The organism is Bacillus tequilensis (assembly GCF_012225885.1).
GTDB classification, from domain to species: Bacteria; Bacillota; Bacilli; order Bacillales; family Bacillaceae; genus Bacillus; species Bacillus tequilensis.
This window is the reverse complement of record NZ_CP048852.1, coordinates 431,789-456,893: the sequence shown is the minus strand read 5'-3', so window position 1 is coordinate 456,893 and position 25,105 is coordinate 431,789. Positions and strand designations below refer to the sequence as shown.

At 46.6% G+C, this 25,105-nt stretch carries 26 protein-coding genes; 4 read left to right on the top strand and 22 right to left on the bottom strand.

The features are described from left to right. Nucleotides 1-5 precede the first annotated feature (5 nt). The 4 genes from G4P54_RS02345 to lrpC form a co-directional block, all read right to left on the bottom strand. A complete protein-coding gene (locus G4P54_RS02345; RefSeq protein WP_024714482.1) occupies nucleotides 6-857 on the bottom strand; it encodes a diguanylate cyclase domain-containing protein in 852 nt (283 codons plus the stop codon). Continuing rightward, on the bottom strand, nucleotides 838-1,926 hold the full coding sequence (locus G4P54_RS02340) for a lipoprotein YdaJ (RefSeq protein WP_167871666.1): 1,089 nt from the start codon (nucleotides 1,924-1,926) through the stop codon (nucleotides 838-840). Before G4P54_RS02340 ends, G4P54_RS02345 begins: the two co-directional genes overlap by 20 nt. A gap of 202 nt (nucleotides 1,927-2,128) precedes the next feature. After that, entirely contained in the window at nucleotides 2,129-4,312 is a 2,184-nt protein-coding gene (locus G4P54_RS02335) for a DNA topoisomerase III (protein ID WP_167871665.1), read from the bottom strand. 64 nt (nucleotides 4,313-4,376) lie between these two features. After that, the gene (lrpC, locus tag G4P54_RS02330) at nucleotides 4,377-4,811 is read right to left on the bottom strand and encodes a transcriptional regulator LrpC (protein WP_167871664.1); all 435 of its coding nucleotides are present in this window, start codon (nucleotides 4,809-4,811) and stop codon (nucleotides 4,377-4,379) included. A 185-nt stretch (nucleotides 4,812-4,996) separates the two neighbouring features. Between lrpC and G4P54_RS02325 the strand changes: the two genes are divergently transcribed. Next, complete coding sequence (locus G4P54_RS02325; protein WP_167871663.1) at nucleotides 4,997-5,287, top strand: DUF3817 domain-containing protein; 291 nt, start codon at nucleotides 4,997-4,999, stop codon at nucleotides 5,285-5,287. A gap of 45 nt (nucleotides 5,288-5,332) precedes the next feature. On the opposite strand, the gene amj is transcribed toward G4P54_RS02325, so the two are convergent. The 5 genes from amj to G4P54_RS02300 form a co-directional block, all read right to left on the bottom strand. Beyond that, complete coding sequence (amj, locus tag G4P54_RS02320; protein ID WP_167871662.1) at nucleotides 5,333-6,142, bottom strand: lipid II flippase Amj; 810 nt, start codon at nucleotides 6,140-6,142, stop codon at nucleotides 5,333-5,335. A 492-nt stretch (nucleotides 6,143-6,634) separates the two neighbouring features. Beyond that, entirely contained in the window at nucleotides 6,635-7,057 is a 423-nt protein-coding gene (locus G4P54_RS02315) for a pyridoxamine 5'-phosphate oxidase family protein (protein ID WP_024714487.1), read from the bottom strand. A 77-nt stretch (nucleotides 7,058-7,134) separates the two neighbouring features. Next, a complete protein-coding gene (locus G4P54_RS02310; RefSeq protein WP_167871661.1) occupies nucleotides 7,135-7,686 on the bottom strand; it encodes a GNAT family N-acetyltransferase in 552 nt (183 codons plus the stop codon). Between the two features lie 88 nt (nucleotides 7,687-7,774). Beyond that, nucleotides 7,775-8,278 (bottom strand): D-lyxose ketol-isomerase, encoded by a 504-nt coding sequence (gene lyxE / locus G4P54_RS02305; RefSeq protein ID WP_167871660.1) that lies wholly within the window; start codon nucleotides 8,276-8,278, stop codon nucleotides 7,775-7,777. A 15-nt stretch (nucleotides 8,279-8,293) separates the two neighbouring features. Then, complete coding sequence (locus tag G4P54_RS02300) at nucleotides 8,294-9,154, bottom strand: SDR family oxidoreductase (RefSeq protein ID WP_024714490.1); 861 nt, start codon at nucleotides 9,152-9,154, stop codon at nucleotides 8,294-8,296. A gap of 150 nt (nucleotides 9,155-9,304) precedes the next feature. Here G4P54_RS02300 and G4P54_RS02295 point away from each other — a divergent pair, with 150 nt between their 5' ends. Then, entirely contained in the window at nucleotides 9,305-9,901 is a 597-nt protein-coding gene (locus G4P54_RS02295) for a class I SAM-dependent methyltransferase (protein ID WP_205781568.1), read from the top strand. Between the two features lie 16 nt (nucleotides 9,902-9,917). On the opposite strand, the gene G4P54_RS02290 is transcribed toward G4P54_RS02295, so the two are convergent. The 4 genes from G4P54_RS02290 to pbpC form a co-directional block, all read right to left on the bottom strand. Beyond that, nucleotides 9,918-11,429 carry a class I adenylate-forming enzyme family protein gene (locus tag G4P54_RS02290; RefSeq protein WP_167871659.1) on the bottom strand — a complete coding sequence of 504 codons (1,512 nt, stop codon included), beginning with the start codon at nucleotides 11,427-11,429 and terminating at the stop codon, nucleotides 9,918-9,920. 210 nt (nucleotides 11,430-11,639) lie between these two features. Further along, nucleotides 11,640-13,724: a mannitol operon transcriptional activator MtlR gene (mtlR, locus tag G4P54_RS02285; protein WP_167871658.1), complete on the bottom strand. Its 2,085-nt coding sequence runs from the start codon at nucleotides 13,722-13,724 to the stop codon at nucleotides 11,640-11,642. Between the two features lie 189 nt (nucleotides 13,725-13,913). Further along, nucleotides 13,914-14,816, bottom strand: coding sequence for an aldo/keto reductase (locus G4P54_RS02280; protein ID WP_167871657.1), 903 nt, complete (start codon nucleotides 14,814-14,816; stop codon nucleotides 13,914-13,916). 98 nt (nucleotides 14,817-14,914) lie between these two features. Next, a complete protein-coding gene (gene pbpC, locus G4P54_RS02275; protein WP_167871656.1) occupies nucleotides 14,915-16,921 on the bottom strand; it encodes a penicillin-binding protein 3 in 2,007 nt (668 codons plus the stop codon). 151 nt (nucleotides 16,922-17,072) lie between these two features. On the opposite strand from pbpC, the gene G4P54_RS02270 reads away from it, so the two are divergent. Beyond that, nucleotides 17,073-17,363 (top strand): antibiotic biosynthesis monooxygenase family protein, encoded by a 291-nt coding sequence (locus G4P54_RS02270; protein WP_167871655.1) that lies wholly within the window; start codon nucleotides 17,073-17,075, stop codon nucleotides 17,361-17,363. Between the two features lie 2 nt (nucleotides 17,364-17,365). Here the strand turns inward: G4P54_RS02270 and G4P54_RS02265 are convergent, their stop codons facing one another. From G4P54_RS02265 to G4P54_RS02225, 9 genes are all read right to left on the bottom strand, one after another. Further along, on the bottom strand, nucleotides 17,366-17,611 hold the full coding sequence (locus G4P54_RS02265; protein WP_167871654.1) for a YczI family protein: 246 nt from the start codon (nucleotides 17,609-17,611) through the stop codon (nucleotides 17,366-17,368). 172 nt (nucleotides 17,612-17,783) lie between these two features. Further along, nucleotides 17,784-18,425, bottom strand: a complete 642-nt coding sequence (gene lipC / locus G4P54_RS02260) for a spore germination lipase LipC (protein WP_167871653.1) — start codon at nucleotides 18,423-18,425, stop codon at nucleotides 17,784-17,786. A 62-nt stretch (nucleotides 18,426-18,487) separates the two neighbouring features. Next, nucleotides 18,488-19,240 (bottom strand): IclR family transcriptional regulator, encoded by a 753-nt coding sequence (locus G4P54_RS02255; protein ID WP_167871652.1) that lies wholly within the window; start codon nucleotides 19,238-19,240, stop codon nucleotides 18,488-18,490. Nucleotides 19,241-19,255: 15 nt separating this feature from the next. Further along, a complete protein-coding gene (locus G4P54_RS02250) occupies nucleotides 19,256-20,263 on the bottom strand; it encodes a 5-oxoprolinase subunit C family protein (protein WP_167873803.1) in 1,008 nt (335 codons plus the stop codon). A gap of 2 nt (nucleotides 20,264-20,265) precedes the next feature. Continuing rightward, a complete protein-coding gene (gene pxpB, locus G4P54_RS02245; RefSeq protein ID WP_167871651.1) occupies nucleotides 20,266-20,988 on the bottom strand; it encodes a 5-oxoprolinase subunit PxpB in 723 nt (240 codons plus the stop codon). A gap of 44 nt (nucleotides 20,989-21,032) precedes the next feature. After that, nucleotides 21,033-21,806, bottom strand: a complete 774-nt coding sequence (locus tag G4P54_RS02240) for a putative hydro-lyase (RefSeq protein ID WP_167873802.1) — start codon at nucleotides 21,804-21,806, stop codon at nucleotides 21,033-21,035. A 24-nt stretch (nucleotides 21,807-21,830) separates the two neighbouring features. Further along, nucleotides 21,831-23,045, bottom strand: coding sequence for an NRAMP family divalent metal transporter (locus G4P54_RS02235; RefSeq protein WP_167871650.1), 1,215 nt, complete (start codon nucleotides 23,043-23,045; stop codon nucleotides 21,831-21,833). 14 nt (nucleotides 23,046-23,059) lie between these two features. Continuing rightward, nucleotides 23,060-23,833, bottom strand: coding sequence for a 5-oxoprolinase subunit PpxA (pxpA, locus tag G4P54_RS02230; RefSeq protein ID WP_167871649.1), 774 nt, complete (start codon nucleotides 23,831-23,833; stop codon nucleotides 23,060-23,062). A 201-nt stretch (nucleotides 23,834-24,034) separates the two neighbouring features. Continuing rightward, a complete protein-coding gene (locus tag G4P54_RS02225) occupies nucleotides 24,035-24,784 on the bottom strand; it encodes a phosphoglycolate phosphatase (protein WP_024714505.1) in 750 nt (249 codons plus the stop codon). A 133-nt stretch (nucleotides 24,785-24,917) separates the two neighbouring features. Here G4P54_RS02225 and G4P54_RS02220 point away from each other — a divergent pair, with 133 nt between their 5' ends. Next, nucleotides 24,918-25,082 carry a YczO family protein gene (locus G4P54_RS02220; protein ID WP_032682072.1) on the top strand — a complete coding sequence of 55 codons (165 nt, stop codon included), beginning with the start codon at nucleotides 24,918-24,920 and terminating at the stop codon, nucleotides 25,080-25,082. Nucleotides 25,083-25,105 lie beyond the last annotated feature (23 nt).

The window sequence follows — 25,105 nt, the reverse complement described above, 5'->3', positions numbered from 1 at the left end:
TTCTTTTATAGTTCATTCATCATCATCTCGTTTTCCAGTTCATCTAAAAATTGATCTGCTGTTTTGATATCTTTGCGGTAAGGCAAATAGCAGACGTGGAACGTAAGCGTCACATACTTGCCATTTTCCAGCTGATACGTGTCTAATTGTTTTTTCAGCTTTGTCAGGACGGCCGGCATATGTTCAGCAGGCGTATGCGTCAGCACGATCCCGATGCGCTCGTCGGAGGGACGGAATTTCTTATCCGTTTCCCTGACGCTTGACCTGATTTGCTGACTGACATATTGGAAGAGACGGTCCGTTTCTTTATCACCGTACAAAGACTTAAACTCTTTGAAATAATGCATGTGCAGCAGCAAAAACACGAAAGAATTGCCATAGCGCTCCGCCCGCTTGATTTCCTCTGAAAGCTCCAGCCTCATCCTCTGCTTGTTATCAAAGCCGGTCACTCTGTCAACAGCGACAAAGCTTTTGATTTCGGATTGAAGCCGTGTAACTGAGCGCCGGAGCCCGGCTGCAATGTCGTGGATTCTTCCAGATATAAATGAAAACAGCAAAAGCGCGATCCCCCACACAACAAGCGTTCGCAGCCCTTCCTCAGCCGGAAAGAGCACAGCCTGTCCAGTTTGAAAAAACAGCATCAAGGTGCCGAGAACAAAGAGCACGATTAACGTCACTGCCAGCGCGTAAATCGGTCCGAACCAAATGCCTGCGGCGATGACGACAAACGTGATGCTAAGGATCAAAGCGCCTTCCGATTGCTGGGCTGACACATAATAAATAAACAGAGACAGGGCTGCGATGAGCCCTGAAAAATAAGAAAATAATTTTTGTGATTCATTGAATGATAGTTTCATTAAAAAGCTTCCTTTCGGCTAACAGCGGCAGCAGATTGTCAAAAGAATGCGTCTGAGTGCCGCTCATATAACCTCCATAATACGATTGCACCGGATCAAGGATTTCAAAGTCATTCATTCTGTCATATATCGCTTTAATAACAGAGCTGTCTTCATGCTGCTTCGTTAGAAACAATACGGCTAATGCGTATACGGATGGCGACTCATATTGAACGGCTGTCTCCTTCGTGTCTGCCGAATATCGCCCGTACAGCTTTCCGTTTGTTTGAAATTTCTGCTTGATCCAGTCCGCTAAAACAGCGGCTTTTTCATCCCCTTCCGGCAAGTTCCAAGCGGCGTACAACTGGTCAATCAGGTTCACTTCACTGTCATAGGTGTATTCCTTTGTTTCCGAGCTGTACGTCTTTGGCAGAAAGCCGTTTTTTAATGGAGCTGAATAGAGAACATCGGCATTCCGCTGTTCTGTTTCTTCGTCTATGATTCCATTCTTCTTTAAGACAGCTAACGCATCAGGCATGACGTATGAAATCGTCACATCCTTTGAAGCAGCCTGTGAGTCGTAAAAATCTGTAAATAACCCGTTGTTCATATTGTATGTCTTCAAGGCTTCGCCGATATCCCGAGCCGCTTGCGCATAGTCGCTGCGATCCCATTTTGCGGCGGCTTGGTCAAGAGACAGCATAATTCTCATATCATCTATCAGCGCATTCGTCCCGCTCGCTTGGCCGTTTTGAATCTTCCATGTTACCAAGTGATTGCTCATCAGAAATGAGTCAGTCAGATGCTGGTATTGCTCCTGAAAATGCGGGGCATCATTTTTGCTGACGAGAAACTCCATCCATAGGCCGAGAGATTCTGATAAATAAGAAGGCTGGTCTGACAAGTCAGTTTTGATCAGCCCTTTGTCATTCATTAGATTGTGATAGATGAAATACTCCGCCGGCTGAAGCGGGCTGGCGTTCGTTTCTGCCGCTGACTGAATTTGAGTCTTGTTTCCAGCCTCAGCGCCCCCTGCAGACAGCCCGATAGATAAGAACAATAAGATGACAGCGATTAACACATGCCTCACAGGAAAAATCCCCCTTTGTCGCCTGAAGCGAATCAGACGCTCACAAATATATGTAGACGAAAAAATGACTGCCATGTTACAAAGTACATTTACTATAAAAGAAAAAATTGCAGATTACTAGCTTTTTTCCCCCTTTTTGAACAGTTAAAAAAAGGTAGATAAGTCCGATAGAAAAACCTGTGCGGGACGCACAGGTTTTCTGTTATTTATCCAAACCGAGTTTCTTCAGCTGTTCTGCCAGCGCGGTATTAATCGGCTCATCTTTATTTTGTTTTTTCATATAAGAGGAAACGTCCCGTTTGGAAGCACGGGCTTTATCTTTGTTTTTTCGTTTTTCAAATACGGAAAGCTTCTCACGGTGCCCGCACACACACGCGAAGGTCTGGCCCTCGCCTTGGCCGCGAAGCTCCATTCTTTTGTGGCAGTTCGGGCAGCGCGCGTTTGTTTTACGGGCAACCGTTTTTCTGTTTCCGCATTCACGGTCTTGGCACACGAGCATCGTGCCGCGTTTGCCGTTTACTTTCAGCATCATTTTGCCGCATTCCGGACACGCCGTTCCCGTGATGTTGTCGTGTCTGAAGGTTTGGCTGCTGTTTTTGATTTCTTTTACCGTTTGGTTAGCGTAAGCTTTCATGTCCTTAATAAAGACAGCAGATTTTAATGCACCGGCGGCGATCGCAGACAGCTTTTGCTCCCATTCCGCCGTTAAGGCCGGTGATTTCAGATCCTCCGGAACAAGCTGCAGGAGCTGTTTTCCTTTAGATGTGATAAAAATATCTTTGTCTTTTTTCTCGATTAAAAAGCTGTTGAACAGTTTTTCAATGATGTCGGCACGTGTTGCCACCGTGCCGAGGCCGCCTGTTTCTCCGAGCGTTTTGACGAGGCCTTTTTCTTCTCCCTGCATAAAAGCGCTTGGGTTTTCCATCGCCGACAGCAGGGTCCCTTCGTTAAATCGGGCAGGCGGCTTCGTTTGGCCGCTTGTTTCAATTAATGTGCGAACGGCTAGAGCATCGCCTTTTTGAAGGGCCGGAAGTGTTTGGTCTCTGTCATCTTCCTGCTCATCATCCTCATCCGCCATATCATAAACAGCTTTCCACCCTTGCGACTGCACGGTTTTGCCTTTCGCCGTAAAGGTTTCTCCGCCGATTTCTGCGATGACCTTTGTCTCCTCATATTCGAATGCCGGCATTAATACAGCAAGGAAACGTTTCGCAATCAGGTCATACAGCTTTCGTTCTTTATCACTCAGGCTGCTGAGAACGAGCGGCTCTTCTGTCGGGATAATCGCGTGGTGGTCTGACACCTTCGCGTCATTGACGTAGCCTTTATGGGATTTGATGCCTCGTTTTTTAATTCGGCTGACATATTGGGCATACGGTTTGACTTCCATGCCTTCCAGACGGTCTTTTAACGTCGGAACGATGTCACTGGTTAAAAACCTTGAGTCTGTCCGCGGATACGTGACGAGCTTATGCTGCTCATACAGCTTCTGCAGGACAGAAAGCGTTTCTTTGGCAGAAAATCCGAAGCGCTTGTGGGCGTCACGCTGCAGCTCCGTTAAATCATAAAGGGCAGGCGCAAAGCTTTTTTTCGCTGTTTTTTTCAGCTCAGCAATGATCGCTTGCTTTCCTTCGAGGTCTTTCAGCAAACGGCTTGTTATGTCTTGATTGAATGTTCTCGTTTGCTTTGATTTTTTATCCTGCCACGTCAGCGTCATGCCATCGACCGCCGCGCGGATGCCGTAATACGGAACCGGCTTAAATGCTTGAATGTCTGCTTCTCGCTTTGCGATCATGGCAAGTGTTGGCGTCTGCACACGCCCGCATGAGAGCTGGGCATTGAATTTTGTGGTGAGTGCACGAGTCGCGTTAATTCCCACAATCCAATCCGCTTCCGCTCTGGCGACGGCAGAATGATACAGGTTTTCGTATTCTTTACCGCTGCGCAGCTTTTGAAAACCTTCCTTGATTGCTTTATCCGTCACAGATGAAATCCACAGCCGTTTGATCGGCTTGCGGACGTTCGCTTTTTCAATGATCCAGCGCGCAACAAGCTCCCCTTCCCGGCCTGCATCAGTCGCGATGACAATCTGATTGACATCTTTACGGGTAAGCTGGGATTTGACCGCATTGAACTGTTTTCCGGTTTTCTTAATCACTACAAGCTTTAAGGGTTCTGGGATAATTGGCAGATCCTCGAGCCGCCATGATTGAAATTCTTTTCCGTAGCCTTCCGGATCAGCAAGTGTCACCAAATGGCCCAAAGCCCAAGTCACAATATATTGATCACCCTCGAGATAACCGTTTCCTTTTTTATGGCACTTCAGCACCCGGGCTAAATCCCGGCCGACTGAAGGTTTTTCAGCTAGTACAACTGTTTTTGACATGCTTGATCACTTCTCTTTCTTTCACGCTCATCCTGTTATTATAACAGACTTCGCGCAGCACTCTCTAACCGCGCCCGTTATTCGTGTCAATTTCTGAGAAAATGACGTGAGTGACGGTTTGCGCGTATGGCGATGTTTTATTGATGAAATCTTCTACCGCTTCAAGGCTTTCGGCATTGATTTTCAGCATATAGCAGGCCGCGCCAGCAATCCGGTAGCAAAATTCGATATTCGGCAATGTTTGAATATAGCTTTTGAACCGCTCGTAATCCGCGTTTTTGACGGTCGCTTCCACAATACAGGAAACGGGAAACCCCAGTTTTTTCCGATCGACTTCCAGCGTGTATTGCTTGATGATCCCGAACGATTCAAGCTGCCTCACCCGTTCTGTCACGGATGGCGGTGACAGCTTGATTTTCCTGCCCAATTCCCTCATCGACAAACGGCTGTCCTTCTTCAGCTCCTCAATGATATTCAGATCAATCTGGTCAAGTTTCATTTCAACATCCTTCTTTTATGATTTTGTACACATTATCTCGGGTATTTTTGTAAATGACAAGTACAGTTCCCTAGAAAAGGCATATAAAAATGAAAGTTTTCCGAACATTTTCTGAAAGCGGTCATATGCGCTCTCCGGATTGTTTATCATATAGAATGAAAATGTGTCCACAAGGAGGGCGATTTATGTTGCAAACGCCGATCGGAAGACTGCGCACGATGGGTTTTATTGAAGGAATGTCACTCTTAATCCTGCTGTTCATCGCCATGCCGCTGAAATATTGGGCAGGCCTTCCGCTTGCGGTGACCATTATCGGTTCGGTTCACGGCGGATTGTTCATTTTGTATTTGCTTGTTTTGGCGTATGCGGCTTTCTCTGTCAAATGGCCGCTGAAATGGTCAGCCGCCGGGTTTATCGCCGCTTTTGTCCCATTCGGAAACTTTTTGTACGACCGCGGATTAAGAAAATATAAATAAGAAAACGCGAAAAAGGCTGGATCTTTATGATCCAGCCTTTCTTAGTTAAAACCACTTTGTCAGCCACGCGATATAGTAGGCGCCCGGGATAAACAAGAGCTGGGCGAGGAGCGTGCCCGCCACCCTTGAGGTAACCATTGTGATAGAGGTCCACTTTAAATACGTATAGCTTCTTTTTCCTTTTGCCACGTCATCTGCGAGAACAGATACCTTAGGATCAACAAAAATGGCCAGCAGCATCGTCGCAATCCCGTTGATCAAACCCGATGCCATGACGGCTGTCGTGCTGCGCTCCGGCGCCAGAAGGCCTGCGTATAAAGCCGAAAGCACGCCGATCGTATAAATGGATGTAATCAGCATGTTGATGACAAACAAACGCTTCGGGATCAAGCGGATGTCAAACCCTTTTACATATGAAAGAGACGGCAGACGCAAATAGGAAAGGGCATTTTTGAATCCTTGTTTCGAGAATCCCTTTTGAAACACTTGGAAAACGGAGCCGCCGCCGCCCGCCAAGTGAATAATCGCCCGTGAGAAAAGAGCGACAAAAGACGGAAGCAGGATAATGCCCAGGATGGTGCCGACTGTCGATCCGAAAATCAAGAAGCGGAACTGCTCGCTGACAATCGCCAGAGCGTTTTTTCCCGCATCATCAATTAAATGTCCGGTAAAGGGCTGCTGCACCATGTTCGACATTCTGGATACGATGACCATGACATTAAACAGAGAAAGCGCGGACGCAATAAATCCAACGCGGGCCCCGGAAAGCCTGGTGGCATAAGCTAAAGTTTCTATCGAGTGAATCAGTAATAAAAAACAGAAAATAAAAAGTACTTGTGTTGTAATGACATGCACGTTATTCTTCCTCCAATTTCATCCTAGAGATAAGACTATAGAGAAGATAAAGAGGTTTCAGTTTCCAATAAAAAAACCGCCGGCTCGCGCCGGACGGTTTGTCTTATTCTTTTCTATACGCAAATAAAGATTATATCATCCGCACATCGGGCGGGTTAGATTCATAAAGCATTGTTCCGAAGAATCACTCTTGAAAGTAAACACCATGGAAATTTCTTGAACACAAGACAACGAAAGCCCTACCTCTCAATCGTCACTGCGGCTCCGAAGCCGCGCCAGTGTGAATTGTAAAACAAAAAAGTCTTTTTTCCATCTCATCGTTAGGGGCGATTTGTTATGAAGGAAAAGAATAAGGGCAGCTGGTTTGCTGCTCGTGAAGCGGTAAAGCTTCTATCTCAAAACAGAAAAAAGAAGTTTACTTTCTTTTTTATTTGCTTATTTTTCTTGCTTAGCTATTCATGATAACATATCGCCCCTGCAAATACAACCTTTTTATAATTCGAGTGAGACTGGCGTTTTCTCTCCGGCATTCATCAATCTGATATCCTCCGGCTGAATTTCAAGAATCACCAGATTTGGATCATCCTTGCCGTCAAACCAGCGTTCTAATTTGGAACTCCATATTTTGTCCTTCAGTTCAGCCGAATTGTTGATTTTGGCTTTTCCTGCAACCTCGACATACGCGTCGCCAAAGCCTTCACAATCATAGCCTAATAAAATGTGGACATTGGGGTTGTTCTCAATCTCTTCCGTTTTATGAGTTTCTTTGCTTGTTGGTGTGTAGATCGTCAGCCCGTCATGGAAAAAAGTCATGTAGCGGGAATGCGGCTTACCCTTTTGAACCGTTGCGAGCGAGCCTACTTTATGGTGTTCTAGAACATCTAGCACTTTTTGTTTGATATCTTGCTGATTCATTGTGAATCACTCCTTTTTAACGTCTCCGCTGTTACTTTTCCACATCCGGGGAAGATTTAAACAAGAAAATGCGCGTTTTATTTTGATTCTTTCCATTCACGCTTCAGCATGCTGTAATACACAAGATCATGATACCTGCCGTTAACAAATAAGCCGTCCCGCGCCTTCCCTTCCTCTTGAAAGCCGAGCCGCTCCGGGACCGCCCGGCTTTTTTGATTTCCGACAGCCGCACATATTGCAACGCGGTTCAGTCCAAGCTCTTCAAAGGCATACGTGATGAGAGTCCGGCAGGCGGCAGTCATGATGCCTTTTCCTTCATATTCTTGGGCAATCCAGTATCCGATTTCCGCTTTTCGATTCACTTGATCAAGGTTATGCAGTCCGATCATGCCGCATAGGCTGCCGTCATAAAGGAGCCCCGCTTCGATGCCGTTCATGTCGGCATATTGCCGCCGCCAATCTGGAATGAGTGTTTCTCTATACGTTTCAGCGCTGCTTGGGTTTTCCGCAAAAAACAGCCACCGGCCGAGCCGCTGCTGATTTTCGATAATGAGTTCGGCAAGCCGATCCGCATCCTTTGGCTCCAGCAATCGAATGGTGATGTGCTCATTTACCTTGCAGGTGAACATTTCCTCGCCCTCTTTCCTTTTTTACCCATTATAGCGGTGATTCTGTTTTTTTCAATACAAAAAAGGATGGGCTGTTTAAGCCCCATCCTTAAATTCTCGGATCCGTAAAGATATCATGTTTATCTGTGCTCGTCGAAGACATTTCCGTCACGACGGCACCTTCTTCCCCGGCCTGGAACCAATGCTTCGTGTTCGGCGGGATCGTATATTGCTCGCCTGGTTCAAGCTCAATTTCGTGCCAGACTGTATAGTATTCTTTGTCCTCTTGCGGAGGGAGAACCTTTGGAAGCGGCGTTTTTTCTCCTTCTACATAAAGATATACTTTTCCGTAGCGGCAGCGGAATGTCTCTTCCTTGCCTTTCTGGCCGTCGACCGGCGGATGGCGGTGTTCCGGGCACGTCTGTCCCGGAAACAGCACCAGTTCCTTTGAGCAATAACGGTCTGTATTCACGTAGATGAAGAGCTGGAGCCCGGCTTTTCTTTCTTTTCCTAAGCCGTAGTCCATCAGCTGAATTTGGTCTACTTCCTCATCTGTTAATACAATACCGGCTTTTTGATAATAGCTGTTGACTTCTTCTTTCGTGATACCCACATGTTTCACTCCCTCTTATGTCGTCACAAAACTGCCGCCATTAACGTGCAGTGTTTGGCCTGTCATGTAAGATGACTCATCTGAAGCTAGCAGCACATAAGAGCCAACGAGCTCAACAGGCTGTCCAGGACGGCCCAGAGGCGCATTTTTTCCAAATTGAGCGACTGTCTCTTCTGAGAATGTAGACGGAATTAATGGCGTCCAAATTGGTCCCGGTGCAACTGCATTCACACGGATTCCATCACTGGCAAGCGCCTGTGCCATTGTTCTTGTAAAGGCATTGATCGCGCCTTTTGTCACTGTATAATCAATCAGTTTCGGGTTCCCTACGTACGGATTGATGGATGTCGTGTTGATAATAGTACTGCCCGGTTTTAAGTAATCAATTGCTTTTTTAGTCAAATAAAATTGAGAATAAAAGTTTGTTTTGAATGTGCGGTGAAGCTGTTCACTTGAAATTTCTTTGATGCTGTCCTTCGGATGCTGTTCACCGGCATTGTTTACAAGGATATCTAGGCCGCCTAGCTCCTTGACCGTTTTTTCAACCGCTTCATTGCAGAACTCCTCTTCGCCTACGTCACCGGGGATCAGCAGGCATTTTACACCTTCTTGTTCTATACGCTTTTTCGTCTCTTCGGCGTCCCCATGCTCATCTTTATACACAATGGCGATGTCAGCGCCTTCCTTTGCGTAAGCGACGGATACCGCGCGTCCGATCCCGCTGTCGCCGCCTGTAACGAGCGCTGCTTTTCCTTTTAATTTGCCAGAGCCTTTATAATGTTCGTACTCATACACCGGGGTTGGATTCATTTCACTTTCGATTCCCGGCTGGCGATTTTGGATTTGTCCCGGCAGTTCGTTTGGATAATTTGTCATGATGATTCTCCTCCTTTGTTTTCATGTCTATTTGTTGAGTACCTCACACGGTCTACTCATAAACATGGATTGGCACCTTCACATTGCTTTATTAGAAAAATGTTTCACATGAAACGTAAGGAGGAAATAACTTGCAAAGGGGGTTGCTGAATGATTAACATGCTTTCTAAAAAATTCAGCCGGCCAAAGGGCGTATGCGGCATGCTTGCCGGGTACATCATGGCAGCTGAAAATCAGACACTGAATCAGTGGACAATCGATCAGCTTGGGGTCACACGCGGAGACAGCATTTTAGAAATCGGGTTCGGCCCGGGATACTGCATGCAGCAGATGCTGAAACGAGAAAAGACCGTTGGGCTTCATGGGATTGATATATCAGAAGCCATGCTGAAGCTGGCCGCCCGCAGAGTAAAATCAAAAGGTGTGCGTTTGATACAAGGAAACATTGAGACATTCCCTCTCGCCGCCTCGTTTTATGATAAAGTGATTTCCGTTAACAACTACACCATTTGGAATGACCAGACAAAAGGCGTGAGACAGATGTACCGGGCGCTAAAGCCCGGCGGCAAAGCAGCGATTACGATGCAGCCGCGGGAAGCGGACGCCAGTTCCGAAAAAACCAAATCATTTGGACAACAGATGATTGCCGACTTCCAAGCAGCCGGATTTGAAGATATTGAGCTGCACTTTAAAAACATTAAGCCTGAGCTTTCCGTCTGTGCAACTGCAAAGAAGCCCGTCACATAAGTGACGGGCTTCTTTTTTACGAATGTACAGCCTGCTTGCGCAAGACGTCTTTTTTTACCTTGCCGAGGTTATTTTTCGGCAGTTCGTTCACGAATTCAACTTCAGGTATTTTGTAAGCGGAAAGGCGTTCCTGGCAAAATGCGACGACGTCCTCTTCCGTTATACGCTGGCCGCCGTTTGTCACGATAAAAGCGCGCGGTTTTTCTCCGTACAGCGGGTCTGGTATACCGACCACAGCCGTTTCAAGAATTCCCGGGATCTGCTGGATGACTTCTTCAACCTGATCCGGATAGACGTTATCGCCTCCGTAAATAATGACATCCTTGTAGCGTCCAGTGATGAAAATAAAGCCATCTTCATCCACATAGCCTGAATCTCCGGTTTTGAACCAGCCGTTTTGCAGCACTTTTGCTGTCGCTTCAGGGTTGTCTTCATAGCCTTTAAATAAGAATGGCGTGTGAACAACGATTTCGCCGATTTCACCTTGAGGGAGTTCTTCTCCCGTCTGAGGATCTTCGACTTTGACTTTAACACCTTCCACAGGTTTCCCCGCAGATGCAGCTTTATCCATTCCCATCTCAGGCATCCATGTGCTGATTCCCCAAGCTTCAGTGCTTCCATAGCCGTGTGCGAGCGGAATGCCGATATCATTATAGCGGCGGATCAGGCTGCTCGGCACTTTTGTTCCGCCTGTCATTAAAATCACAAGCGAAGATATGTCGGTTTGGTGCTTTTCCCATGCTTCGAGCAAATACGTGTAAAACACAGGAAGAGCCATCACGCTTTGAATTTTTTCTTCTTCAATGACCTTCAGCATATCAACAGGATCTTGATCCTTTGTAAAAATGAAAGTCGTTCCTGCAAAGGTTCCCAGCATGATGCAAATGAGCGCACTCGTATGATAAATCGGGTGGCACGCGAGAAAACGAAGGCCCTTCATGCGTGTTGCTGAGCTAGTGGATCTTTCTACATATCTGTATATGCCGCCATGTGTGATCATGCATCTTTTCGGGTTTCCTGTCGTTCCGGACGTAAACATCAGAAGCGCCGTATCATCTGGGGAAACCATTTCAGTTTCGGGCAAATGGTCAGGACCCGCAAACAGAGCTTCAAATGCAGCAGATGTTTCGTAAGCTGTACCTGTTTCCATCATAATCTGGAGTGAAGACAGCTCAGGAAGAACTTCGTTGAGTGTCTCTTTAAACTCCGCTCCGTAAAACATCGCTTTCGGTTCACTCGCTTTTAAAATGCCTGTCATTTCATATGGTTTCAGCTGCCAGCTGACAGGTACCACAACAGCACCTATTTCAAGCGCGGCGAACATAACAGTTGATGCAGGATGACCGTTTTTGCAAAGCAGTGCGACACGGTCTCCTTTTTGAATTCCTTTTTGCAGCATGGCATTTGCCAGTTGATTAATCCGCTTACGGTATTCTTTATATGTCAGTGTATGAGCTCCGCTTTTTACAGCCTCTATTTCTTCGCTATCCGGCATGTCATGCAGGATCAGATGCTGTAGTGTTTCCATATCGTCATCTCCTATATTCTCATTAATCTTCTATAATTTGTTAGATTTTCTTCCTACCTCACCCATTTTAACCCAAAAAAGATAACTTGTAAAACTATTTCATTTTGGAATTATTCCATTGATGAATGATAAAATAGTCCCGCATTTTCTTATTTTGTGCCCCACCCACATAAAAACACACGCCATTTTTTTGACGTGTGCCGTGGAGGATTACAGGATGTTTTTTTCTTTCATCCATGTGAAAAATACGCGGTTTAACCGCTGATACAGTTCTTGTTCTCCCTCTTCCTGAAACCCCGCGATGCTTTCTCTGCTCTCGATAATGGCGGAGCTGATTGCGCTTAAAATCTCCGAGCCTTCAGCAGATAATGAATCAGGCGCCATCATCATGAGGATACGTGTCATCCTGAGGGTATTTCCGTCCATGCCATTCACTTCATAAGAGGTGCTGAGATCATATATTTTGAAAAAAGGCAGGACAATTTCATCATTTTTGAGATGATAAAGCGCCATGTTTGTCCCCGGGATTCCCAATCCCCCTTGTTTCTCCCGCTCCGCCAGGCAATCCGCCGCTTTTTTCGGATCACGGATCAAGCCATCTTTCTTCAGCTGCCGGAATAGCTCTAACAGGAGCATGCTATGATCAGGGTTTGTTTTGAGGTGAGTAAGAGTAAAGTGGCGCAGCACATCTTGCATGACCGCCATATACCGCCCCACGCTTTCCGCCGCTGCCAGCATGTCAGGCACGTCAGCTTGACGCGCCTCTTCCTTCGTGCTTCTTTTTTTCTCAAGAATGAGGGGAATTTTCCGCTTGATATACTGCTTCACCTGATTTGCGTCTTCCTCATTTAAAAGCGGGCTGACCATCATGTAATCAATGTTTTCGTAAGGAATCGGAACGGTGGAAACGATCATATCATACGATTGAACATCTCTGTCCTTCAGCTCGATCAAAGAGGACATGTCAAATGACTGAATTTCCGGAAGTTCTTTCTTCAGTCTGGAAGCAAGCATTTTCGAAGAACCGATCCCGCTTGAGCAGACGACAAGCGCTTTCACTTTTGCTTCTTCTTTTTTGATTTCAAGAGCTGAGCCAAAGTGAAGAACGATAAAAGCGATCTCATCATCAGAAAAGGACATGCCCGGAAAAACCTTTTCCACGCCTTCTTCAATCGCCATATAAAGCAGAAAATAATCGCGCTTGATCTGTTCCTTCATCGGATTGTATATCTCAATATTCTCTTTTATGCGGCTGACGGCCGGTTCCAAGTGGGCGATCAAGCCTTCATATAAAGAGTAGTTTTTCGTGAGATCCATTCTGATTTTGTCTGAAATAAAAGCAATGAGCCGCTTTGTTTGCAGAGCTGTTTCCAGTTCGATTTCCTGCGCTTTGTATTCTGTTTTGTATTTTCGGTTGGCGCTTCGAAGGTGGATTGTAATATAGCCGACCTCCGCCTCCGGAATTGTTACACTGAAGGCACGTTCAAGCTCGCCCGCGATTTCAAGAGCAGAGCTGTATTCTTTTGCACTCTTCAGTTCCTCAAGTTCGGCTTGCTCCATGGTGATGGTTTCCCCAAGCTTGATCCGTTCAATTGCATACGTCAGATGGACGACGAGCGCGATATAGGAGCTGTCGGACAATGAAAAGGCGATTTTTTCTTTCAGCTGAAATAAGATACGCTCCATTTTTAACAGCTCGCCTTTGCTGACTACGCCGAACATTTTCTCTGATGAATCGGCTTTTCCTTTGATGTTTAACTCAACCGCTTCCAAAAACATTTGGATATCGAGACGGTTCACAATCAAGTTGCCGACAATTTTCCGTTTCGCATTTTCCGGCCCTAAAAGCTGGATGCCAAAGCCTCTTTTACGGATCAATATCAATCCGAAGGGAGAAATCCATTTCTCCAGCTCGTCTAAGTCATAGCTGACCGTGGCATTCGTCACCTGCAGATCATGGGCAAGCGTGTACAGCTTAACCGGTTCCTGAGACTCTAATAACGAACAGAGAATGAGCAGTTTACGTTCGTCCGCGCTATATTCATGCTGTTCGTATGATAAATCAGTCAGCAGCTTTTGTTTGTCCTCGGGACTTCCCACTGCCTTCAACCCTTTACCGGGCTGTTTATCGAGCGTAAGGTTTGCGGTTTCCATCAGTGGCTTAATTGATTTGAGCTCTCTGTGAATGGTTCTCGTGCTGACTTCCATCAGCTCGGCAAGCTCAGTGACAGTGACATATCGGTTTTGTAATAATAAGTGCTTTAACAGCTTTTGTTCTCTGGCAGTCATATACATAAAAAGGCCTCCTAGACAGTCGTGATGTATGGATGAAGTCGCGAGGAAATTCAGGAGATAATAAAAGAGAGGTTTTCTTTTTAATATAAAACGCTTTCAAAGGAGATTCAATCACTTATAAATGGTAATTTGGCACTAGCAAGTGTGACAGTATTGAAAAAGCACCAGCTGTTTAGCTGGTGCTTTTTGTTAAGGTATATCGCAGCCCTGTACGGCTGTAAAAATGCGGAACCACTGATCCTGATCAAGCTTGTATGCCAGCGCATGTACCGCAGCGGAAATCCGCTCGCGTTTTCCGCTTCCGACAATCGGCATGATGCCGGCCGGATGCGTAAACAGCCATGCGTACATCACCTCGTCTATTGACGCGGCGCCGATTTCCGCCTGAACGGATTCGAGCGCCGTGCGGGCACGGCGGTCTTTTTCTGTGTCGCCGGTGAATACTTTGCCGCCTGCCAGCGGTGACCAAGCCATTGGCGGAATCCGTTTTTCCTGGCACAGGTTCAGTGTGCCGTCCAGCACATTTTCTAATTCATATGCGGATAGCTCGATCTGATTGGTCACGAGCTTTTCAGGCAAATACGATTCCAGCATGCGATACTGGTGGTCTTTAAAATTTGAAACGCCGAAGTGTCTGACCTTGCCGGAGCATTTCAGCGCTTGAAACGCCTCTGATACTCCCTCCGGGTCCATGAGCGGGTCCGGTCTGTGAATCAGAAGCACATCGATATAATCCGTTCTTAGGTTCATAAGAGATTGCTCAACGGATGCTAAAATATGTGATTTGCTTGTGTTATAATGATGCGAACTGTGAGCGGGACGTTCAGGTGCTTCAAGAACGATGCCGCATTTTGTGACCAGCTCAATATTTTCCCTTAATCCGGGCGAAAGGGCAAGAGCGTTTCCAAACAGCCTTTCGCACGTATAGCCTCCGTAAATATCGGCATGGTCAAAGGTTGTGATGCCGTGATCGATACACCATTCAATGAGGCTGAGCAGCTCGGCATCTGAATAGTTCCATTCATTCAGCCGCCAAAGCCCGTGGATGACTCTTGAAAATTGAAGATCCTCCGCCAATTGAATACGCTGCATGCAAAATCCCTCTTTTCTGTGTACAAACCGGGTTTTGCCCCTTATTAGTTCATTCGGCCTCAGATCCCCTTTTTCCTTTCATTCCTGTCAAAAAGGCATTAATTCGATTGAAATTGCTTTTTCGCTTTCTCAACGACATAGTGGCTGCCGCCGCGGTCTTGCACATTTTGGATCATCATTGCGACAAGCAGGTCTTTATTTTTGTAATCGTAGCCGACGAACCAGCCATTTTCCGCGCCGTCTTTATCATCTTTTGATGTTTTCAGCTCGGCTGTTCCAGTTTTTCCGGCAACAGTGATTCCTTTCACGACAGGCTGATACGCTGATCCGCGCACGTCTTCCACGACGCCTTTCAGACCTTTTGTAATGTCCGCCGCTCCTTCCTTCGTGACCACTTGCTTGTGCCAGACATCGGCTGTTTGTGAATCTTTTTTGATCAGTGTCGGTTTGACAAGATCTCCGTTATCCACAAATGGCGTGTAAGCAGCCGCCAAGTGAAGCGGAGACATTTGCATTTGCCCTTGTCCGTATCCTGTATCCGCAAGCAGAATGTCTGAATCGAGCTTGTCATTTGCGATAGACGACTTCTGGGTCGGGAATTCGTACGGAATGTCCTCTGAGAAGCCAAACGTTTTCAGACCTTTTGTAAAGTTGTCCGCTCCCATATCAAGTGCGTTCTGCGCGAAATAAATATTGTCAGATGTAATGAGGGCATTTTCCAGATCGACTTGCTGAAGGCTCTCGGACACACGTGTCACTGAATAGCCGCCCCAGCTTGAATCCTTTTGCCACTCTTTGCCTTTGATTGTTTTCTTCTCATCCGCTTTAAGGGTGCCGTTTTTGAGTCCGATGGCAGCTGCAATCGGTTTAATCGTGGAACCCGGCGCGTAGGTTTTGTTGAATTTCGCTGAAAACGGATTGTTTTTATCTTCGTTTAGTTTTTTCCATTCCTTATCGTCCCAGCCGAAAATAAATCCGTTTGGATCGTAAGAAGGTGCGCTGACAAGAGCGAGTGTTTCGCCTGTCTTCGGCTGCAGCGCGACTGCCGCCCCACTGTCATCCTTTAGTTCATCATACAGCTTTGTTTGCGTTTTGATATCAATTGTGAGGTGAAGATCCTCGCCGTCCTTCGCTTTCTTCTCAGCGATGACTTCTCCGGTTTGCGGCACGTAGATTTTCCAGCCGGTTGTGCCTCTTAGCTTGTCTTCATACACATTTTCAAGTCCGGCGATGCCGATGTTAGACGTATCGCTGTATGTTCCGTCTTTCTGTTTCTTCAGTTCCTCCGCAGTGATGGCGCGTACGTAGCCTGTTAAATGGGCAGTCTTTTCGCCATACGGATAGTAGCGGGAGCTGACATTCGTTCTTGTTACACCTTGTAATGAGGTGGCCTCAGACACTAATTTCTGCTGGTCAGGCTTGACCATTTTGACCGGCACAAACGAATCGTCTTTCACCCAGCCTTGGTTTAGCTTTTTCTTGATGTCGTCTTCAGTCAAATCAAGTTTTTTCGCGAGCTCTTTTATGGTTTTTTCTTTTTTATCGCCAAGCTCACCGGGAATAATTCCGATTTCAGGAACATCTGTATTGATGGCTAAGCCTTTCCCGTTTTTATCGTAAATTTGGCCTCGTTTTGGTTCGATGCTCATAATTTGCACTTTTTTGTCATCAGCCAGCTGCTTGAAAATAAACGACGGGTCCCAATCTATATTCCATGACTCCTCGTCATCTGTTTTTTCTTTTTTCAGCACGGCGGTATTTTTGAAGCTGACCTTGCCCGCATTTGTATCCATGCTGACCTTATATGGGATGTGCTTCATTGTCTCGTTGTCTTTATCGTCCTTATCCACATCTCCTGCAGTGACTTTCAGATGTTTCACGCCTGCCTGCTCGTAAATGGTTTTATACCTGTTGATGAAATCTTTCTTGGAGATTTCTTTTTTAACATCTTTGGTCAGGCTTTGATACATCTCATCGAATTGCTGATCGTTCCATTGTTTCACGAATGCTTCCATACGATCCTCTGGTGAATCCGTCTTGGAGCATCCGATTAATCCAATCAATCCGACGCATAGAAATACTAGTAGAATACACTTTTTTAACATGACTTTCCCCTTCCTTCCACTTGTTATTTTCTCTTATATGAATTAGTGCTTGCAAGATTTTTTTGAAAATGAAGGAAAAGCTTCACCGCTTTTGCAGAAATCTCCTGTCGTTTGCTGTAGACTGTTTGAAAAGACAGAAAGAAGGGATGACATGATCAGAGAGGCGGCAATGCTTCACATTAAAAAAGGGCTGGAACAAGAGTTTGAGGAGGCGTTCCGGCAAGCGGCGCCGATCATTTCCGGCATGAAGGGCTATATCACGCACTCGTTATCAAAATGCATGGAAGAAACGCATAAGTATCTGCTGCTTGTGGAGTGGGAAACACTTGAGGACCATACGGAAGGCTTTCGCGGTTCTTCAGAGTATCAAGAGTGGAAAGCCTTGCTTCATCGGTTCTATACCCCATTCCCGACGGTCGGGCATTTTCAAGATGTGCAATAGAATTATATGATATGAAGTGTAAAACCGATGAGAGAGACAGACCATACGAAAACGGCGGTATAAATATTAAAAGCGCCTGAGCCGTCGTTTTCTTTGTTGCGCTCTTCAAGCCCCTGCATAAACATGACTGCACCAAGAAAAACGAGCATGAGCGATTGGATAACAGAGGTATGCTCCGTATAGTTAAAAGCAATAAGCGCCAGTATAATAATGATAACCGCAAAAGACATTTTAAAAATCCGAAACAAAAGGACCATCCTTCCTTATATACGAAATATTGAACGTTATGGCTATATTTGCCTACGTCCTCCATTATTCTAGCGCACTTTTTTTGTCTGTAGAACAGAAGACAGGGAATTTTAAGTTTCTTTTAATATTTCAATTTCACATAAAAAACGCGCCCTGACATAAGGCGCGTTTCTATGAAACTGACAGCTCTTTATAGCCCAGCTTGTGAACGGCTTCAGCCATCGCTTGATAGCCCTTGCTGTTCGGATGGACACCGTCAATGGACAGGTATTCCTGCTCTTTTCCTTTGAAGATGCTGTAGGCGTCCGCGATTTTGACATGGGGTGCTGAGGCAAGTGTTTCTAAATGTGAATTAAAAGATGTGATCCATTTGCCGGCGATTTCAATGCCGGGAAACGGATTGTATAGGTTGAACACTCGGATGGCGTACGGGGACGAATTTTCTCCTTTGATCTCGGCGATTTTGGCAATCATCTTTTCAAAATTCTCATGGCAATGGGCGGATACACGGCTGAAAATCGTTTCATCCTTAGACGTTTCGTATTCTAAAACCGAATCGATGAGATCGTTTCCGCACCCTGTGATGGTTATCATGTCAGCAGCTTGAATGCATTTTTGCACATAGGGATAAGACAGCAGCCCCAGAATTTGTTCTGTATTCAGGCCTGATTTTGCAAAGATGGATATTGCCGTATTTGTTTTCAAGTCGGCTTCCATCATGTCTCCGAAACGCTGGACGAAGCCGGGAGAAAACAGCCCGGCTCCTCTCCCTGTCGTCAAAGAATCCCCCAGTGCTGTATATCGAAGCACCATGTTTTTTCCTCCACTCCTAAAGTCGATACGTTAATGTACGCAGCGGAGAAAAGATCGGCTACTTATGAATACCCTATTTTTCTAGAAATCTGTAAGGCGGCATCCTTCACCTTTTCTGTTAAATACGGAAGCCTGTCTGCTGTAAATCTCGCTTCAAAGCCTGCAATGCTGATGCCTGCTGCCACCTGACGCTTATGGTTAAAGATCGGAGCGCCAATGGCCGCCGTATAGTTTTCGAGTTCTGAATAGCTGATGGTATAGCCGTTTTGTACGGATGCATCAATCACCTGAAGCAGCTTTTCTGGATCGGTGATCGTTCCGGAGCCAATTGAAATAAGCTTTGTTTGTTTGATGTATGTTTCGATTTCTTCACGAGGGAGAAAGGACAGAATGCTTCTGGCACACGCTCCCGCGTACAGCGGAGAACGCCGGCCGATCGCCGTGTACAGCCGCACAGTCTGTGTCCCTTCTATTTTCTCAACGTATATCGCCTCATTGCCGTCTCTCATGATCAATTGCACGGCTTCATCCACTTCCCGGCACAGGTCTTCCATAATGGGTTTCGCTATTTTTCTGATATCCAGCCTGTCGGCGACAAGCTGTCCGAATTCCAAAAACATCAGTCCCAGCGAATAAGCGCCGGCCGCATCCCGATTAAGGAAACCCATTTCCTCCAAAGAACTGACCATCCGATGAACAGAGGTTTTCGGCATGCCTGATTTCGACACCAGTTCACTCAAGGTAAGACTTGGTTCATGCAAAAACAAATGAAGCAGCGACATAGATTTCACTACGGTTTTGTTTTTATTCTGCATCTTTCATCCCCTTTGCTATATCAGCCATTCCATCTTCATTCTTATTTTCAGTTCTTTTATATGCTGTTCCCGTTCAATCGCAAGCGCTTCTGCTTTCTGAAGGGATACAGGCTCAAACTGGATGTGCTCGCCCGGCATGATTTGGGAAACAATCGGAAGATCAGCGGATATAATGTGCGCGATCCTCGGATAGCCGCCGGTCGTTTGCCGGTCTGCAAGCAGGATAATCGGGTTGCCGTCAGGCGGCACCTGAACTGTTCCAAACGAAACCGCTTCAGACACCATCTCAAGCGGCGCCTTCAGTTCGAGCGGTTCTCCTTTGAGCCTGTAGCCCATACGATCGGATTGCGGAGTGACACGAAACGTTTCTTCATAAAAACGCGTTTTTGATTTTTCTGTGAAAAAGTCGAATTGTTTCCCTTCCAGCACCCGAATGACGGGATTCTTTTTCAATGGCAGAAACCTGCCGCGGCTGACCGACCATTTCGGCGCTGCGAATCCCCGCTTTTCAAGCAGGGGGCTTAAGCGGGAAGAGATAATTTTCGAAAGAGATGACATCTCTCCAATGGTAAGTTCATCTTCCTTTTGAAGCGCTCTGCCATGAAGTCCTCCGATACCCGCTCTGACATACGTGCTTTTGCTTTCCATGACAGCAGTCACATCGATGCCGCCGGCAGCCGCTAAATAAGCGCGGCTCCCGAGCTTGCAGGGACCAAAGCTGACTATGCTGTTTTCCTTGACAAGCACGGGCTTCCATAAAGGCGCTTCCTCGTCATTAATACGCAAAGTGAAGTCCGCCCCTGTCACCGCAATCAGCGTCGTTTTAGAAAAATAAAATGACGGACCGGGCCCCATCAGTGTAATTTCAAGACCTGCTTCCTTTTCGCAGTTGCCGATCAGCAGATTAGCAATGCGCAGTGAAACTGTGTCCATGGCGCCGCTTGCCAGAACGCCATATTTTTGATAACCCGTTCTGCCTATATCCTGAACCGTTGTGAGCAGTCCGGGCTTTAACACTTTCATGCTCAATTGGACTCCTCCTTATAGGCGTGATAGTCTTCTTCTGAGATGCGGACAAATTTCACAGTGTCTCCCGCCCGCAGTAATGTCGGCGGGTTTTCGCGCGGCCGGAAAAGAGCAAGCGGCGTTTTGCCGATCAGCTGCCAGCCGCCCGGCGTCGAAATCGGATAAACGCCTGTCTGCAATCCGGCAATACCGACTGAACCAGCGGGAATCGACGGTCTTGGCGATGATTTTCTTGGGGCGGCAATGCGTTTGGACATCCCTCCTAAAAAAGGAAATCCGGGAGCGAAACCAAGCATATACACCACATATTCGCCGCCTGTATGAATATCGATGACTTCCTCCGGTGACAGCTGATTGATCTTCGCCACCTCTTCTAAATCAGGCCCGAATTCACCGCCATAGCAGACGGGAACTTCTACAACACGGCGGCTGTTTTCATAGTCTGCCGCTATTTCCTTCAGCCGCTCTTCAACATCGCGCTTGACCTTCTCAAAAGGTGAGCTGATCCCTTGAGGCAAATACTTGTACACTTCATACATATCATAAAATACCGTTAGACTTGTAAAAGCCGGGATACATTCAATGAATCCCGGAAATGGCTGTTCTTCTATATATGCGGCCGCGGCATGCACAAGGCCGTTGACCTGTTCATTTATTTCTTCTCCGAATCGGATCATCATTGCAGAATCACCGAGCTGTTCGAATTGATATCGTACAGTCATCTTTCTCACCTCTTTTATTTCTCGTTCATTAGGAGGACGAGAGGTTACAGCACCGCAAGCGACTCGTCTCGAATATCTGTGATGAGCATATGCCCCGGCGCATGTGTGATGACCATTTCAGGTTTTACATTCATAGCCACTGCTTGCGGTGTCACCCCGCATGCCCAAAAAACAGGAACCTCGCCTTCACGAATGGAAACGGCGTCACCGAAATCCGGTTTGTCCAGATCACGAATGCCGATTGCTTCAGGATTGCCAATATGGATCGGCCCTCCATGCACGGCCGGAAAACGTGAAGTCACCTGTGCGGCCCGTACAGCCAGCCGTTCCGGAACGGGTCTCATACTGACAACCATCTGTCCGTGAAACGCCCCCGCTGGAACACAATTGATATTCGTTTTATACATCGGGACGTTTGTTCCCTCATCAATATGCCTGACAGCTATTCCATTATTGATCAGCGCCTGTTCAAAAGAGAAACTGCATCCGATCAGAAAGCCGACAAAGTCATCCTCCCAGTATGGTGTGATATCAGCTACTTCCTCCGTAAGGACACCGTGCCTGTAAATACGGTATTTCGGAAAATCCGTTCTGATATCAGCATCCGGTGCAGCCAAAGACGGCACAGGTGAACCTGTTTCCGTCACGTCCAGCACAGGACATGGCTTTTGATTCCGCTGGCAAAACAGCAGGAAGTCAAAAGCAAGGTCTTTCTTTAAAATCACAAGATTCGCCTGGGCATAGCCGCCGGACATTCCGGCGGTCGGCCCGTTTATTTTTCCCTCTCGTATCAGGGCGCGCACATCCCGCGGCGCCACTTTGTTTAATTGATCCACCTTTTATCAGCTCCACAATCGAGGAAGTTGTGTACATAACGTGTAGATTCCCATAACTGCCATGACAATCACAACAAGTGCGCCTGTACCTGTCAGCCAAAGCGGATGCTTATAATCACCGACAATGTTTTTCTTGTAAGCAGCCACAAGCAGCGTTCCGAGCGCAATCGGCAAAATCAGGCCGTTCAGAGATCCGACAAGCACGAGAATTTTCGCAGGCTGCCCGATTGTGATAAAAGCTAACGTAGAAATCACGATAAATCCGATAATAATGCCGCGTGAGTTCTTTTCGATTTTTGGAGAAAAGGTTTTGAAAAATGAAACGGATGTATAGGCTGCCCCGATAACAGAGGTAATGGCCGCAGACCACATAATTAATCCAAAAATTTTATAACCGACGTTTCCAGCAGCCAGCTTGAAGACAGAAGCAGCAGGGTTGCTTTCATCAATGTGCAGGCCTTTTGACACAACGCCAAGCACCGCAAGGAATAGAGCGATACGCATAACAGAAGTAATTAAAATGCCGACAACCGAGCTTTTTGTCACCTGCGGGATGGATTCCTTTCCTTTAATGCCCGCATCCAGCAAACGGTGTCCCCCGGCAAATGTAATATATCCGCCGACGGTTCCGCCCACTAGTGTGACGATCGCAAATATGCTGATATGTTCCGGAGCGAATGTATTTGTCACTGCCTGTCCAACCGGAGGAGCAGTAGTCGCCGCAACGTAGACCGTTAAAATAATCATGACGAAGCCGGCGATTTGCGTAAAGCGGTCCATCGCTTTTCCCGCTTCTTTAATGACAAAAATCAAAATGGCGATAACTGCGCTGATCAAAGCGCCTGTTTCTGGTGTAATGCCAAACAGCACCTGAAGCCCCAGTCCGGCACCTCCGATATTCCCGATATTAAAAGCAAGTCCGCCAAGCACAACGAGAATGGCGATGAAATAACCCAGTCCGGGAAGCACCATATTCGCAATTTCCTGGCCTCGCTTTCCAGAAACAGCGATGATGCGCCATACATTGGTCTGAGCGAAAATATCTAAAAGAATAGAGATTAAGATGACAAAACCGAAGCTTGCCGCGAGTGTGTTTGTGAATGTTGCGGTTTGTGTGAGGAAACCCGGGCCGATCGCTGATGTCGCCATTAAAAAGGCGGCACCCATCAACAATGACCAGCTGCCCGCTTTTTTTCCTGTTGTTTTTTTCTGCTGCTCCATCTATTGTTCCTCCTTTATGTTGACCTCTGTGCTGAAATAGACGTTACTTCAATTCCTGCCGCTTTGAGCTCTTTTTTGATTTTTTGTGCAAATGTCAGCGCGTGGGCTCCATCTCCATGAATGCAAACTGTATCTGCTTTTAGTGACACATCATGTCCTTGCTGAGATTTGACCGCACCTTCTTTCACCATTTTGATGACCTGAGTGACAGCTGCATCATCGCTTTCAATGAGTGCGTCCGGCTGGGAGCGCGGCGTGAGCGTGCCGTCTGCTTGGTATGTTCTGTCGGCGAACACTTCATTTGCCGTCTGAAGTCCGATCCGCTCTCCCGCTTTTACGAGCTCGCTCCCAGCAAGACCGAAAAGAACCAGACCCGGATCAACCTTATAAACAGCTTTCGCGATGGCATCCGACAGCTTTTGATCGACTGCCGCCATATTGTATAAAGCTCCATGCGGCTTGACGTGCTGCATGTGAAGCCCTTCTGCTTTTAGAAAACCAGAGAGAGCGCCAATTTGATAGACGACGAGATCATACGCTTCCTCAGGAGAGATCGCCATATTGCGGCGCCCAAAGCCGAGCAAATCCGGCAAACCCGGATGCGCGCCGATTTTTACACCTTTTTCTGCAGCAAGCGCGACGGTTTTCCGCATGACACCGGGATCTCCCGCATGAAATCCGCATGCGATGTTCGCTGATGTGACATACTCTAAAATATCTTGGTCAAGGCCTATCGTATAGGCTCCGAAACTTTCTCCTAAATCACAGTTCAAATCAACCTGAAACACAAAATCCCTCCTGCCAAAGCAACGATTTGCTTGATGTATTTATTGTTCCGAAATTCGGAACAACTATTCCGAATTTTTGAACTTTGCTTCATTATAATTGAATCCTATCAGTTTGTGAAATGCTTTTGTCAGAAAACCTACCATGGTCCCAGAAGAAAACCTGCCAAATAAAAAAGAGAGTCCATTTTAGGACTCCCTTTTTTATAGTACCCAATGGCGGATTGCTTTAGCGACACCATCCTTACTATTTGTATCCGTGATCCAATCAGCCGTTTCTTTCACGACGTCTTGCGCATTGCCCATCGCGACACCCAGACCGGCTTCTTTAATCATCGCGATGTCATTGAGGCTGTCGCCCATCGCCATGACATTCTCCATCGTAAAGCCGAGTTTTTCAGAAACCTTCGCAAGGGCTGCGGCTTTATTGATGCCAAGCGCGTTGACCTCGATGTTTGTCGGGCTTGAATTTGTGATTTCAAGCTCTTTGTTCTTTCTCAGCTCCTCCAGCACTTCGTTTCGGATGTCGTCATCCTCAATCTCAAAACCGAATTTGAGCCATTCATGATCCGTAATGTTTTCCGGAAACTCGCCTCTCCATACTTTATTTACCGTAGAAGCCCAGAAATTAGTGTTGTGCTTATTCCGTAAATCCCACATCATTTGAATATGATCCGTATGGAGCAGCTTCCGCTCCACCAAGTTGAAATCCGAGTCCCAGATTTCACTGCCGTTTGCCGTAATTAAAAAGGATGACAGCTTCAGCGATTCCGCCAGCTCCCGGCACGTCATCAGCGTCCGGCCCGTGCTGATCACCACGTGCACGCCTTTATCCTCGGCTTCACGTATGGCTTTGCGGTTTTCATCCGATATCAGCTGCTCGTCATTCAGCAGCGTTCCATCCATATCAATTGCAATCAGCTTGATATCTACATCTTCTCTTTGAACAGACATATATGTACCTCTCTTTATCTTGAAATTGTGGTTAATTTCTATTCTAATACATTATACCCAGCGGAACAAAAAAGCGATTTCGCATGTTTGAAGCGCATTGATAAGAGGAAAACAAACGGTGAGGTGATCAAACGTGACAGAAAGAAAACAGCAAAACAAACCAAATGAAAACCCCGAACACAATGACTTAACCGATCCGATTCCGAATGAAGAGCTGAAGGAAAATATGAATGATGAAAAACACAAACGGCAGCAAAGAGACCGCTCACAAAGCGAACGGGATTACGATACGAAATAATAGAACCCTTCACAGATTGTTGT